This is a genomic window from Sulfitobacter sp. M39 (assembly GCF_021735935.1).
In the GTDB taxonomy this organism is placed as follows: domain Bacteria; phylum Pseudomonadota; class Alphaproteobacteria; order Rhodobacterales; family Rhodobacteraceae; genus Sulfitobacter.
In genome coordinates, this window is the sequence record NZ_WMDZ01000001.1 from 2,504,939 (window position 1) to 2,517,552 (window position 12,614).

Genomic DNA, 12,614 nt, shown 5'->3' on the forward strand with positions numbered 1-12,614 from the left:
CGCCATCGTCGCCGGTCTTTGAACAATCAGGCATTATTCAGCCTTAATGCCGTGTTCAGACGATCGGCAAATCCCAGACTAACCATCGCGATGCCATCTTGGTGCCCAATTATACCGCCACTTTATTCAACAGAAGACGGGTTCATATAGGACTGGACAAACGATGCGGCACCTCAAGAATTTATTCAAACGCAAAAGCGTCCCGACGCTGCTGTTGGATTCTGACGATCTTGGCCAAACGCCGCGCAGCCAAGAGCCCCGCCCGCAGCCTCAGAAAACCGCGCAAACTGCCGCGCCGCGCCCTGATGCTGTACCCCCGTCGCCTCATGAAATGCTCAGCATCGACTGCCCTGATCCCACCGCCGAGGACCGTCTTTGCGATGAAAACCACCAGTTGGGCCAAGGCTTGGTGCGGCAGGAGAATTGGGCGGCGCTGTCAAAGGTGATCCGCGCGGCAGACGCCGATGGCACGCTCACCCCCGGGTCCATGCCTGTGGCCGAGCTGATCGCCTATGGTGCCCGTGCCGATGTGGTGATGGCGACGGAGCACGCGATCGAAGACGTTGACAGCGGCTTTGCCAAAGCCCTGCTGAGCGGGATCGAGGATTTCGAACATGTGCTGGACGAGCATCAAGACGATTACGTCGTCGCCTGCGTCGTGGCACAGGCGCATATCGACATCGGCTGGGCATGGCGCGGCAAAGGCGAAAGCAACGTGCTGCCGCAACGCAATCGCGACGCCTGCATCGCCCATTTCGAGCGCGCCGGAGAGATCATCGCCCCCTTCATTGCCCAGCATCCCACTAGCGCGCTTGTGGCGACCACCTGCTGCGCCCATGCGAGCGGGCCGTTCAACCACCAAGGCGGGCTGCGCGAAAGCTACGAAAAGCTGATCATGCTCAACCCGCTGAACCCGCGCCCCATGCGCGCCTTGGGCAACCACCTGCTGCCGCGCCATCACGGCGGCTATTCAGAGCTTGAGCTTGAAGCCCGACGCACCGCCGCGCGGGTACAGAATGTCTGGGGGGCCGGTGGCTATACCTGGGTGATGTTTGACGCGATCTGCTCTGACGATACGGCCTGTGCCAATCTGGACGTAGACTATTTCATCGACGGATTGCGCGACATACTTGCCCATCACTCCACCGCCTATTTCGCGAACCTGCTGGCGGCCTATTGCGCCAATATGACCAGCTTTGGCGGCGGCGGAAACGAACGCGCCGACAGCATCCGCGCCCGCATCGGTGCCTGCACCGAATGGATCATCCGTGCACATCTGACAGAATTGCACCCGATGATCTGGGCCCATGCCGCCCACGGCTTTGACAACAACCTGCGCATCCGGTCGCCGCATAAGTTCGCCGCGTCCGGCCGCGAGGATGCGATGCAGGTGATGACCAGCCTGTTCCGTTCCGAGCTCGCCTCGGGGCAGCGGATCGTGTTCACCAGCAAGGGGCCACAGGCCACGCCTGCCTAAGATCGCCCTCGGGCCGCACCTCTGGGCCGGTCCGTGCGCGCATTGGCGCGGCCTGCCTCTTGCAGCACCCCGCCCCCTGTCTTATGACCAAGGCGTTCTGTTTCTGACGCCAAAGGTGCCCCCATGCTTGACCTGACCTATGACACCCCCAAAGTGCGCACCATTGCGGGTGCCAAACATGACTGGGAACTGGTCATCGGGATGGAGGTGCACGCGCAGGTTCTGTCGAACGCAAAACTCTTTTCCGCCGCCTCGACCAAATTCGGGGCCGAGCCGAACAACAACGTCGCTTTCGTTGACGCGGCCATGCCCGGCATGCTGCCTACCATCAACGAATACTGCGTCGAACAGGCCGTGCGCACGGGTCTGGGCCTGAAGGCCGAGATCAACCTGCACAGCGCCTTTGACCGCAAGAACTATTTCTACCCCGACCTGCCACAGGGCTATCAGATCTCGCAGCTTTATCACCCCATTGTGGGCGAAGGTGAAGTGCTGGTGGAACTGGGCGACGGCACGGCGCGGCTGGTGCGCGTTGAACGCATCCACCTTGAACAGGACGCGGGCAAATCGATCCACGACATGGACCCGAACATGTCCTTCGTCGACCTGAACCGCACCGGTGTTGCGCTGATGGAGATCGTGAGCCGCCCCGACATTCGCGGCCCCGAAGAGGCAGCCGCCTATCTGACCAAACTGCGCCAGATCCTGCGCTATCTGGGGACGTGTAACGGGGACATGCAATCCGGTGCCATGCGCGCGGATGTGAACGTGTCGATCTGCCTGCCCGGTCAGTATGAAAAATATCAGGAAACACAGGACTTCAGCCATCTGGGCACGCGCTGCGAGATCAAGAACATGAACTCCATGCGGTTCATCCAGCAAGCGATCGAGGTCGAGGCGAAACGCCAGATTGCCATCGTCGAGGCCGGTGGCGAAGTGGTGCAGGAAACCCGCCTGTTCGATCCGGACAAGCAGGAAACCCGCTCCATGCGCTCCAAGGAAGAGGCGCATGACTATCGCTATTTCCCCGACCCCGATCTGTTGCCGCTGGTGATCGAACAGGCGTGGGTGGACGACATCGGTGCCAACCTGCCCGAACTGCCCGACGCCAAGAAAGCGCGCTTTATCAAAGACTTCGGCCTCAGCGACTATGACGCCTCGGTGCTGACCTCGGATCTGGACAGCGCAGGCTATTTCGAGGCGACCGCACAGGGTCGCGACGGCAAGATGGCGGCGAACTGGGTGATCAACGAACTGTTTGGCCGTCTCAAGAAAGACGAGAAAGCCATCACCGACAGCCCCGTTAGCCCTGCTCAGCTTGGCGGTGTGATTGATCTGATCGCCTCGGATGCGATTTCGGGCAAGATCGCCAAGGACCTGTTTGAAATTGTCTATACCGAAGGCGGTGATCCTGCGGTGATCGTTGAAGAACGCGGGATGAAGCAGGTCACAGACACCAGCGCGATCGAGGCCGCCGTGGACGAGATCATCGCCGCGAACCCCGATCAAGTCGCCAAAGCGCGCGAGAATCCAAAGCTCGCCGGTTGGTTCGTCGGTCAGACGATGAAGGCCACGGGCGGCAAGGCGAACCCCAAAGCGGTCAACCAGATCGTCGCGCAAAAACTGAACGGCTAAGGCATCGGGCCGGGGTTCACCAAAAACCCCGGCCCTTTTCTTGCCACGCTCCCCCCTGACATCCTCTGAAAGGTCATTTATGGACACGCCCTTCCGGTCATCGCCGCGCATCGTGCAGCCCGAATGGATCGACTTTAACGGTCACCTGAACATGGCCTATTATTCGGTGCTGATGGATAACGCCGTCGATGATGCCTATCACCAGATCGGGTTCGGGCCAGAGTATCAGAAAACCGGCCACACCACCTATGTCGCCGAATTCCACGTCTGCTATCTGCGCGAGCTGCACGAAGGGGCGTCGACCTACTGCACCTTCCAACTGCTCGACTTTGATGAAAAACGTTTCCATACCTTCACGCAGCTTTGGCACGAAGACGGATGGCTTGCCGCCACGGGCGAGGCGCTGACGCTGCACATCGACCAGTCCGGCCCCCGCGTGGCCCCCATGCCCGCCGACATCATGGCGCGGCTCGAGGCGATGAAAACAGCTCATGCCAGCTTGCCCTATCCTGAACAAGCGGGCCGCAAGATTGGTCTGAAACGCTGAGTGTACCCCGTTGACTACCCCGTATTGATTTGAAAGCCAGCCGCCATGCCACGCTATGAATACAAAGTTGTGCCCGCCCCGACCAAAGGGTTGAAAGCCAAGAACGTCAAAGGGGCGGAAGCGCGGTTTTCCCATGCGCTGCAAGAGCTTATGAACGGTCTTTCAGGGTATGGATGGGAATATCAACGGGCCGAGACCCTGCCGTCGATCGAACGCGCGGGCCTGACCGGCAGCACGACAGAGTGGCGCAATGTGCTGGTGTTCCGCCGCCTGCGCGAGGCCGAGCCCGAGGACCAAATAGCCCCGACAGAGCTACTTCCCCCGCCGGATGCCGATATGCCCGATGCAGAAACCGCCGATGCAGAGGATACAAGCGACGCGCCCTATTTCGAGGATGAGCATGGCGAGACGAAAGACGACGGCAAGACCGCCGTGGTGGCCCCATCCCTGCTGAACGCGCTGGCTTCGCGCCGCAAATCAACCACCGTGAAAACGCCCGCCACAGCCGCGGAACCCGCCCCGAAGACCGAGGTAGACACCACGGCACCCGAAACGGAAACGGCAAAGACGGATAAGACGGCAGACTAGCCGCAAACCGTGACGCAGGGTTTAAACGTCGAGATCCAGCGCAAGCGCGTGAATACGGCCAATCAGATCGGGGCCAAGCGCGCCATGCACGGCACGATGCCGCGCAACACGGTTCAGCCCCTTGAAATGGGCCGACCGGATTTTCACATTAAAATGACTTTCGCCGCCCTCGCGATAGCCCCCGTGGCCGCGATGGCTTTCACTATCGTCAACGACGCTTAATTCCGACGGGGCAAACGCCTCTTCCAGCCGGTCGGCAATTTCTTGTGTCACTGACATTTTTTAGCTCAGCCCCCCTTCAATCTCACAGCCCAAGGTCTAAACTGACCGGCCTGAGTCGGAAAGGTCCATATCATGCCCAAAAGTGATCCCTTTGGATTCGACATGTCCGTGTCGTCTTCGAAAAAGAAAAATCCCCGCGGCCGTCGCGGGATGTCCGGTGCGTCCGAGACATCGCAACGCGTCTGTTCGCACGAAGGCTGCGAAGAACCGGGCAAGTACCGCGCGCCCAAAGCACCGGACGTGCTGGATGATTATTTCTGGTTCTGCCAGAAACACGTGCGCGAATATAACCTCAAGTGGAACTTCTTTGACGGCACAACAGAAGCCGAATTGAACGCCCAGCAGTCCAAGGACAAAGTGTGGGAGCGTACGACCAAGCCTCTGGGCGACCCCGAAGCACGGGCCTGGGCGCGTTTGGGCATCGAGGACCCGCATCAGGTACTGGGCAAGAACGCGACGCAGAACCCCGGCAAAGGGCCTGCAGCCGGTCGCCGCCTTCCCCCCACGGAACGCCGCGCGCTCGAAATCCTGGAGGCCAAGGACACCTGGACCAAACCCGAAGTGCGCAAGGCCTATAAGGCGCTCATCAAGGTGCTCCACCCCGATATGAACGGCGGGGACCGCAGCCAGGAAGAGCAGCTGCAGCTCGTCGTCTGGGCCTGGGACCAGCTGAAGGGCAGCCGCAACTTTAAGGACTGACGCTGCGGCATTCCGGCGGGCCGAGGGCATCGGCAACCGCCTATGGCGGGCTTGAGAGCCATATAGATGGGGCGGTGCAGATAAATGCGCCGCCCCTTTTCCATGTGACACAGGGATTCGCGGTTTTGCCGCAGGTGCGAATTGCCCCTTTCCCTCGCGCTCAGGAAAGATATGTTGCCGTGGACGCCACCCTTGATCCGCAAGCGGTGCGCAAGACAGAAGCATGAAGGACGTACAGAATATGGCCGAGACCTCATTGGACCTCACAACCAAACCCACCAAAGAGATCTCCGTTCGCGAAGTCTTTGGCATCGACACCGACATGGTCGTTCATGGCTTTGAAGAGCGCACAAGCCGCGTTCCCGATCTGGACAGCACCTATAAATTCGATCCCGACACCACGATGGCGATCCTTGCAGGCTTCAACCATAACCGCCGCGTGATGGTTCAGGGCTACCACGGGACGGGCAAGTCCACCCACATCGAACAGGTGGCAAGCCTGCTGAACTGGCCCTGTGTCCGCGTCAACCTTGATAGCCACATCAGCCGGATTGACCTGATCGGGAAAGACGCGATCAAGCTGAAAGACGGCAAGCAGGTCACGGATTTTCAGGAAGGCATCCTGCCGTGGGCCCTGCGCAACCCCACAGCGATCGTGTTTGATGAATATGACGCGGGCCGCGCCGATGTGATGTTCGTCATCCAGCGTGTGCTGGAAGTAGACGGCAAGCTGACGCTTCTGGACCAGAACCAGGTGATCGAACCTCACCCCTATTTCCGCATCTTCGCCACCGCCAATACTGTTGGTCTGGGCGACACCACGGGTCTTTACCACGGTACGCAGCAGATCAACCAAGGCCAGATGGACCGTTGGTCGCTGGTCGCCACGTTGAACTATCTGAGCATCGACGCCGAAACCCAGATCGTTCTGTCCAAGAACCCGCATTACAACACGGACAAGGGCCGCAAGACGATTAAGCAGATGGTTACCGTCGCCGACCTTACGCGGACCGCCTTTATGAATGGCGAACTCTCGACCGTTATGTCGCCGCGGACCGTGATTGCCTGGGCCCAGAACGCCGAGATTTTCCGCGACGTGGGCTATGCCTTCCGCCTGTCGTTCCTCAACAAATGTGACGAGCTGGAACGCCAGACCGTGGCCGAATTCTATCAACGTCTCTTCGACGAAGAGCTGCCGGAATCTGCCGCCAGCCTGAGCCTTGGCTAAACCACGATCCACCCCGTGCGCACGTTGGCAGGGGTGAAGAACAAGACGTCCACCGGCAGCTTGGTCGGTGGGCGACAGTCTGACCGCAGCGCCCCGTTTCGTGTGGCCGCGGTGACCAAAGCCGCAGGTCGGCCGCACTCGGATGGGAGAATGACATGAGCAAACAATCAGATAACCCCGCCGACGCGTTCAAAAAGGCTTTGGCCGAAGCGACCAAGGTGCTGTCAAATGATACAGAGCTGACGGTCACCTATTCGGTTGATCCGTCGGGGCTGAGCGGGGATTCCATGCGCTTGCCGCAGGTCAGCCGTCGCATGACCCGCGAGGAAGTCTTGCTGGCTCGTGGCACCGCCGACGCGCTGGCGCTGAACCGGCGCTATCACAACGGCCAGACCCATGCGAAATACATGCCCGCCGGTGACATGGCCCGCGATCTTTATGAAGCGATGGAAACCGCCCGCTGCGAAGCCGTGGGCGCCCGCGACATGCCCGGCACCGCGGGCAATATCGATGCCAAGATCAAATACGACTCCCTGCGCAAGGGCTATGATCAGGCCAAGCAACCCTCGGACGTGCCTTTGGCGACGGCGGCAGGCTATCTGGTGCGTCATCTGGCGACGGGGCGTGACATGCCCGCCGGTGCGGCCAACGCAATGGAGCTATGGCGCGGTTATATCGAGGATCAGGCCGGTGGCACGCTCGAGACGTTGAACGACACGCTGGATGATCAGGCCGCCTTTGCCCGCTTTGCGCGCAAGATGATCGTTGATCTGGGCTATGGTGACCAGCTGGGCGACGACCCCGACCAAGGCGACGACGACCAAGACAGCGCCGAGGAAGAAGGCACCGAAGAAGAGCAAGAGCCCGATAGCACCGGTCAGGACGACCAGGACGACGACGAGGCAGAAGCCTCGCCCGAGCAGTCGCAAGAGCAGCAGCAGGATGAATCGCAGGCGCAGGTGTCGATGGATGACACCGCCGATCAGGAGCTTGGCGAAGAGGCCGAGATGCCCGATGGCGACGCCCCGATGGAGCCGCCCGCCCCGCCGCAAGCCTCGGACGCGGACCCGAATTATCTGGTGTACCAGACCGATCATGACGAGGTGATCGGGGCCGAAGACCTTGCCGAACCGGCAGAGCTTGAACGCCTGCGCGCCTATCTGGACCAGCAGCTTGAACCGCTGAAAGGCGCGGTGAGCCGTCTGGCGAACAAGCTGCAACGTCGCTTGCAGGCGCAGCAGAACCGGTCGTGGGAATTCGATCTGGAGGAAGGCACGCTCGATGCCGGTCGTCTGGCCCGTGTCGTGGCCAACCCCACAACCCCGCTGTCGTTCAAGGTCGAACAGGACACCGAATTCCGCGATACCTGTGTGACCTTGCTGCTGGATAACTCCGGCTCGATGCGCGGGCGGCCGATTTCCATCGCCGCGATTTGCGCCGATGTTCTGGCCCGCACGCTGGAGCGTTGCAACGTCAAGGTCGAGATCCTGGGCTTTACCACCCGCGCCTGGAAAGGCGGCCAAGCCCGCGAGGCCTGGTTGAACGACGGCCGTCCGGTCCAGCCGGGCCGTCTGAATGACCTGCGCCACATCATCTATAAATCCGCCGACGCCCCCTGGCGGCGCACGCGGCCCAATCTGGGGCTGATGATGAAGGAAGGTTTGCTGAAAGAGAACATCGACGGGGAGGCGCTGGAATGGGCGCACCGCCGGATGATCGCCCGCCACGAGGCGCGCAAGATCCTGATGGTGATCAGCGACGGCGCGCCTGTGGATGACAGCACCCTGTCGGTGAACCCTGCGAATTATCTGGAAAAACACCTGCGCGACGTGATCGCCATGGTCGAGAAACGCAAGGCGGTGGAACTGCTGGCCATCGGCATCGGCCACGACGTCACTCGCTATTATGACCGCGCCGTTACGATCACCGATGTCGACCAGCTGGCCGGTGCGATGACCGAACAGCTGGCGGCGTTGTTTGATACCGATCCCCGCGCGCGGGCCCGTGTCATGGGCATGCGCCGCGCAAGCTGAGGGTCAGAGACGCTCCGCGGGGAGTTTTAAGAGCAAAATGAAGAATGGGGTGGGGATATGTTTCAATCGTTCGAGGTAACCTCGCGGCCGGAACAAGGGCCGCCACGGCTGGCGGCGCTGCGCAAAGAGCTGCAAGCAGAGGCGCTTGACGGGTTTCTGGTGCCCCGCGCCGACGCGCATCAGGGGGAATATGTTGCCCCTCGTGATGACCGGTTGAAGTGGCTGACGGGGTTCACCGGATCGGCGGGCTTCTGTGCCGCTTTGCGCGATGTGGCGGGCGTGTTTATCGACGGGCGCTATCGCACGCAGGTCAAGGCGCAGGTGGCGGATGTCTATACGCCCGTAGCCTGGCCCGAAGTCTCGCTGGCCGAATGGCTGCGCGCAGAGTTACCTGCGGGTGGCGTTATCGGCTTTGATCCGTGGTTGCATGCCGCCGGACAGATCGCCCAGCTTGAGGACGCCTTGGACGGCAGCGGCATCACGTTGCGCCGCACCGACAATCTGGTCGACCGTATCTGGGAAGACCAGCCTGCACCGCCCATGAACCCCGCCAAGGTCCACCCAATCGACTATGCGGGCGAGGCCCATGGCGACAAGATCGCGCGGCTGGCCGAAGGGCTGCGCGACAAGGGCCGTGGGGCCGCGGTGATCACCCTGCCCGACAGCCTGTGTTGGCTGCTGAATATCCGCGGGTCCGATATTGCGCGCAATCCGGTTGTGCATGGCTTTGCCGTGCTGCACAGCGCGGGCCACGTGGACGCGTTCGTCGCCCCATCCAAGCTGGAGGGGCTTGAGGCGCATTTGGGCGAGCACGTGACCCTTCATGCGCCAGAGGCGTTTTTGGATGCTCTTGGCGACCTGTCGGGTCCCGTGCTGGTCGAGAAGGCCACCGTGCCTGTAGCTGTCTCGGACGCTTTGGGCGACAGGATCGTCTGGGGCGACGACCCCTGCGCCCTGCCCAAAGCCTGCAAGAACGCGGCGGAGATCGAAGGCTCTGTCGCGGCGCATTTGCGCGACGGGGCGGCCTTGGTCGAGGTGCTGGCCTGGCTGGACGCGCAGCCTGCGGGCAGCGTGACGGAGACACAGGTGGTGACCCAGCTGGAGACCGCGCGCCGCAGTGATCCGGCCTTGCAAGAGATCAGCTTTGAGACCATTGCCGGCACCGGCCCCAATGGTGCGATCATGCACTACCGCGTGACCGAGGACACCGATAGCGTTCTGCAAGACGGGCATCTGCTGGTGCTGGATTCGGGCGGGCAATATCTGGATGGCACCACCGACATCACCCGCACCATCGCCATCGGCACGCCGCCGGTCGAGGCGAAAGAGGCGTTTACCCGTGTGCTGAACGGTTTGATCGCCATGAGCCGTCTGCGCTGGCCCCAAGGGCTGGCCGGGCGCGATATCGAGGCTGTGGGACGTTTGCCGCTCTGGATGGCGGGGCAGGATTTCGATCACGGGCTGGGCCATGGCGTCGGGGCCTATCTGAGCGTGCACGAAGGGCCGCAACGTCTGAGCAAGCTGAGCACGGTGCCTCTGTCCGAAGGCATGATCCTGAGCATCGAGCCCGGCTATTACCGCGAGGGGGCCTTTGGCATCCGGCTGGAAAACCTTGCCGTGGTGCGGTCTGCGCCTGATCTGCCAGGCGGGGACGCGCATCACGCCATGCTGTCGTGGGAGACGCTGAGCTTTGCGCCCATCGACACGCGGCTGGTCGTGCCGCAGATGCTGACCCAAGACGCCCGCGACTGGCTGAACGCCTATCATCGCGACGTTGCGGAAAAGATCGGGCCGCGGCTATCACCGGTTGCAAAACTGTGGTTGGATGCGGCAACAGCGCCGGTTTGAGCGCGATATATTTCAGTTCATTCAGGGAGGACGGTCAGCAATGGCAGACCATATCAAGATATTGAAGTCGAACGGAACATGGACAGTGCGCGCAGGGGGCGCGGTACTGGCCGAGACACGTAATGCGCTTGAGCTGCGCGAAGGTGACCGAGACGCGGTGATCTATATCCCCCGTTCGGATATCGCCATGGCGTTTCTGGACAAGACCGACAAGACCACCCACTGCCCGCACAAGGGCGATGCGCATTACTTCTCGGTCGTGACCAAAAGCCGGACGTTGGAAAACGTGGCATGGTCCTACGAGGACCCCAGCGAGGATGTCGCCGAGATCAAGGGCCATCTGGCCTTCTACCAATTGCCCGAGGTTGCGGTCGAACAAATCTAGGGCCCCCGAGAGGGCCCTAGAAATTCAAGATTGAAGCAGGGGGGGCTGCGGCCCCTCTTATGCGTTCAGCAGCCAGCTTGTGTCCGCGCTGAGATCGGCGGCGCTGGTGTTTTGCACGATCACCACGACATTGCCGTTGACCACAAGTTCACTGTCGGTGCCATTATCCGCGGCGCGGATTTCGAACATCCCGTCACCGGGGGCAAATTGCGCGGGCGAGCCTTGGGTTTCCTGTAGGTACAGCCCGTCTTCGGCGAGGTTAAAGTCGGTCACGATGACCGGGGCCTTGCCCACTTGATCATAGCCGATGGCATTGATCACATCGGCCCCGTCACCCCCTGTCACGGTATCGCCGTCGTTGGCGCTGATGGTGTCGTTGCCCTCGCCCCCCAGCACGACATCTGCCATCGTATCGGTATCGCCCGACACATTGCCGTTGAGGTTGAAGTCGAACGCGCGGATCACATCGTCTCCGGCACCGCCGTCAATGCTGTCAGTCCCCAGCCCCGAGATCAGGAAGTCATTCCCCGCCCCGCCGTTCAACGTGTCGTCGCCCATGCCGCCGAATAGCGCGTCATTGTCAGCATCGCCGTCAATCTGGTCGTCGCCGTTGTTGCCCGCCAGCTTGTCCGGCCCCTCGCCGCCCGTCAGCGTATCATTGCCGGGGCCCGCGTTGATCGTATCGGCTCCTGCGTCGCCAGACAGATCGTCGTCGCCGCTGCCGCCGTTGATCAGATCGCTTTGAGTGCCGCCGCTGATCACATCGTCGCCGCCATTGCCATTCAGCGTGTCGTTCAACCCGCCGCCCATCAACGTGTCGTTCCCGATGTTGCCGTTCAGCAGGTCGTTCCCGCCCTGCCCGTCAAGCACATCATCGCCCGCCAGCCCGCTAAGCGTATCGCTGCCAACCCCGCCCATCAGCGTGTCATTGCCCTGTCCGCCGCTGAGCCCGTCGTTGCCTTCGTTGCCCATCAGGATGTCGTCGCCGTCGTTCCCTTCGATGTAGTCAAAGCCTTCACCACCGCTTAGCGTGTCGTTGCCGCGCCCCCCCAGCACGGTATCCGCGCCAAAGTTGCCTTGGGCGTCGTCATCGCCGGACCCGCCGTTGACCCGATCGTTGTTGGTGCCACCGCGCAGCACGTCATCGCCGGAACCGCCAAAGAGCGTGTCCATCAGCCCGCCGCCCAAAAGCGTATCATTATCGGCACCGCCGTCCAGATTGTCGGAGCCGAGCCCACCCACGAGGGAATCTGCGCCGCCAAAGCCGCCAAGGCTGTCGTCGCCGCTGCCGCCGATCAGGGTGTCATTATCGGCACCGCCATCAAGCGTATCGCTGCCGTTGTTGCCGTTAAGCAGATCATCACCCAGACCACCGCGCAGCATATCGCTGCCCTGCCCGCCGGACAGGTCATCGGTGCCCCCGAAGCCTGAAAGACTGTCGGCGCCATTCCCGCCTAGCAATGTGTCGGCACCCGGCCCGCCGTTGACGGTATCGCGCCCCTCTTCGCCATTTCCAAGATTGTCGCCACCGCCAAGGTTCAGCAGGTCATTGCCCGCGCCGCCCTGCACCGTGTCATCGCCGCCAAAACCGTTTACCGTGTCGTCACCGCCAAACGCGTCGATGTCATCATCCGCGCCCGTGCCCGTGACCAGATCAGGGCCGTTGGTGCCCTGCTGCGTGGCGATCTGCGGGTCTGCAACCTCGGGCTCTGCCACGTCTTGCATGTCGTCGTTGGTATCATCGTCATCGCTGTCGCTGCCAATCAATCCCGCAAATCCCAAAAGCGCGAGCGCTGGCAGTAAAGTCAATCCAAGCATGTTAAAATTCCCCTAAGTTATTCCTAGAAGTGTAGTCACCGGGGCCATCGCAAGAAAGACAAAATACCGCCACA

Annotated in this window: 11 protein-coding genes; 9 read left to right on the plus strand and 2 right to left on the minus strand. The window is 61.5% G+C overall.

Annotated elements, in window-relative coordinates; translation table 11 throughout:
- The first annotated feature begins 163 nt into the window (after positions 1 to 163).
- The 4 genes from GLP43_RS12100 (at position 164) to GLP43_RS12115 (ending at position 4,247) form a co-directional block, all read left to right on the plus strand.
- Positions 164 to 1,477 carry a hypothetical protein gene (locus tag GLP43_RS12100; RefSeq protein ID WP_237279506.1) on the plus strand — a complete coding sequence of 438 codons (1,314 nt, stop codon included), beginning with the start codon at positions 164 to 166 and terminating at the stop codon, positions 1,475 to 1,477.
- 123 nt (positions 1,478 to 1,600) lie between these two features.
- Positions 1,601 to 3,112: an Asp-tRNA(Asn)/Glu-tRNA(Gln) amidotransferase subunit GatB gene (gene gatB, locus GLP43_RS12105; RefSeq protein ID WP_074634474.1), complete on the plus strand. Its 1,512-nt coding sequence runs from the start codon at positions 1,601 to 1,603 to the stop codon at positions 3,110 to 3,112.
- A 79-nt stretch (positions 3,113 to 3,191) separates the two neighbouring features.
- The gene (locus GLP43_RS12110) at positions 3,192 to 3,659 is read left to right on the plus strand and encodes a thioesterase family protein (RefSeq protein ID WP_237279507.1); all 468 of its coding nucleotides are present in this window, start codon (positions 3,192 to 3,194) and stop codon (positions 3,657 to 3,659) included.
- 45 nt (positions 3,660 to 3,704) lie between these two features.
- Positions 3,705 to 4,247 carry a DUF4177 domain-containing protein gene (locus GLP43_RS12115; protein WP_237279508.1) on the plus strand — a complete coding sequence of 181 codons (543 nt, stop codon included), beginning with the start codon at positions 3,705 to 3,707 and terminating at the stop codon, positions 4,245 to 4,247.
- 21 nt (positions 4,248 to 4,268) lie between these two features.
- Here the strand turns inward: GLP43_RS12115 and GLP43_RS12120 are convergent, their stop codons facing one another.
- Positions 4,269 to 4,526, minus strand: a complete 258-nt coding sequence (locus tag GLP43_RS12120; protein WP_005854089.1) for a BolA family protein — start codon at positions 4,524 to 4,526, stop codon at positions 4,269 to 4,271.
- A 75-nt stretch (positions 4,527 to 4,601) separates the two neighbouring features.
- On the opposite strand from GLP43_RS12120, the gene GLP43_RS12125 reads away from it, so the two are divergent.
- From GLP43_RS12125 to GLP43_RS12145, 5 genes are all read left to right on the plus strand, one after another.
- Positions 4,602 to 5,228 carry a J domain-containing protein gene (locus GLP43_RS12125; RefSeq protein WP_005854091.1) on the plus strand — a complete coding sequence of 209 codons (627 nt, stop codon included), beginning with the start codon at positions 4,602 to 4,604 and terminating at the stop codon, positions 5,226 to 5,228.
- A gap of 241 nt (positions 5,229 to 5,469) precedes the next feature.
- The gene (gene cobS, locus GLP43_RS12130) at positions 5,470 to 6,456 is read left to right on the plus strand and encodes a cobaltochelatase subunit CobS (protein ID WP_237279509.1); all 987 of its coding nucleotides are present in this window, start codon (positions 5,470 to 5,472) and stop codon (positions 6,454 to 6,456) included.
- A gap of 155 nt (positions 6,457 to 6,611) precedes the next feature.
- Positions 6,612 to 8,489: a cobaltochelatase subunit CobT gene (cobT, locus tag GLP43_RS12135; protein WP_237279510.1), complete on the plus strand. Its 1,878-nt coding sequence runs from the start codon at positions 6,612 to 6,614 to the stop codon at positions 8,487 to 8,489.
- 57 nt (positions 8,490 to 8,546) lie between these two features.
- Positions 8,547 to 10,337 (plus strand): aminopeptidase P family protein, encoded by a 1,791-nt coding sequence (locus tag GLP43_RS12140; RefSeq protein WP_237279511.1) that lies wholly within the window; start codon positions 8,547 to 8,549, stop codon positions 10,335 to 10,337.
- A 40-nt stretch (positions 10,338 to 10,377) separates the two neighbouring features.
- Complete coding sequence (locus GLP43_RS12145) at positions 10,378 to 10,722, plus strand: DUF427 domain-containing protein (RefSeq protein ID WP_237279512.1); 345 nt, start codon at positions 10,378 to 10,380, stop codon at positions 10,720 to 10,722.
- 57 nt (positions 10,723 to 10,779) lie between these two features.
- Here the strand turns inward: GLP43_RS12145 and GLP43_RS12150 are convergent, their stop codons facing one another.
- A complete protein-coding gene (locus GLP43_RS12150) occupies positions 10,780 to 12,540 on the minus strand; it encodes a calcium-binding protein (protein WP_237279513.1) in 1,761 nt (586 codons plus the stop codon).
- Positions 12,541 to 12,614: the final 74 nt, after the last annotated feature.

Excerpts from the sequence above, each read along its gene's own strand:
- GLP43_RS12110 (WP_237279507.1), top strand. The coding sequence starts at position 3,192 with ATGGACACGCCCTTCCGGTCATCGCCGCGCATCGTGCAGCCCGAATGG.
- GLP43_RS12150 (WP_237279513.1), bottom strand. The coding sequence starts at position 12,540 with ATGCTTGGATTGACTTTACTGCCAGCGCTCGCGCTTTTGGGATTTGCG.
- GLP43_RS12145 (WP_237279512.1), top strand. The coding sequence starts at position 10,378 with ATGGCAGACCATATCAAGATATTGAAGTCGAACGGAACATGGACAGTG.
- GLP43_RS12120 (WP_005854089.1), bottom strand. The coding sequence starts at position 4,526 with ATGTCAGTGACACAAGAAATTGCCGACCGGCTGGAAGAGGCGTTTGCC.
- cobT (WP_237279510.1), top strand. The coding sequence starts at position 6,612 with ATGAGCAAACAATCAGATAACCCCGCCGACGCGTTCAAAAAGGCTTTG.
- GLP43_RS12100 (WP_237279506.1), top strand. The coding sequence starts at position 164 with ATGCGGCACCTCAAGAATTTATTCAAACGCAAAAGCGTCCCGACGCTG.
- GLP43_RS12140 (WP_237279511.1), top strand. The coding sequence starts at position 8,547 with ATGTTTCAATCGTTCGAGGTAACCTCGCGGCCGGAACAAGGGCCGCCA.
- cobS (WP_237279509.1), top strand. The coding sequence starts at position 5,470 with ATGGCCGAGACCTCATTGGACCTCACAACCAAACCCACCAAAGAGATC.
- GLP43_RS12125 (WP_005854091.1), top strand. The coding sequence starts at position 4,602 with ATGCCCAAAAGTGATCCCTTTGGATTCGACATGTCCGTGTCGTCTTCG.
- gatB (WP_074634474.1), top strand. The coding sequence starts at position 1,601 with ATGCTTGACCTGACCTATGACACCCCCAAAGTGCGCACCATTGCGGGT.
- GLP43_RS12115 (WP_237279508.1), top strand. The coding sequence starts at position 3,705 with ATGCCACGCTATGAATACAAAGTTGTGCCCGCCCCGACCAAAGGGTTG.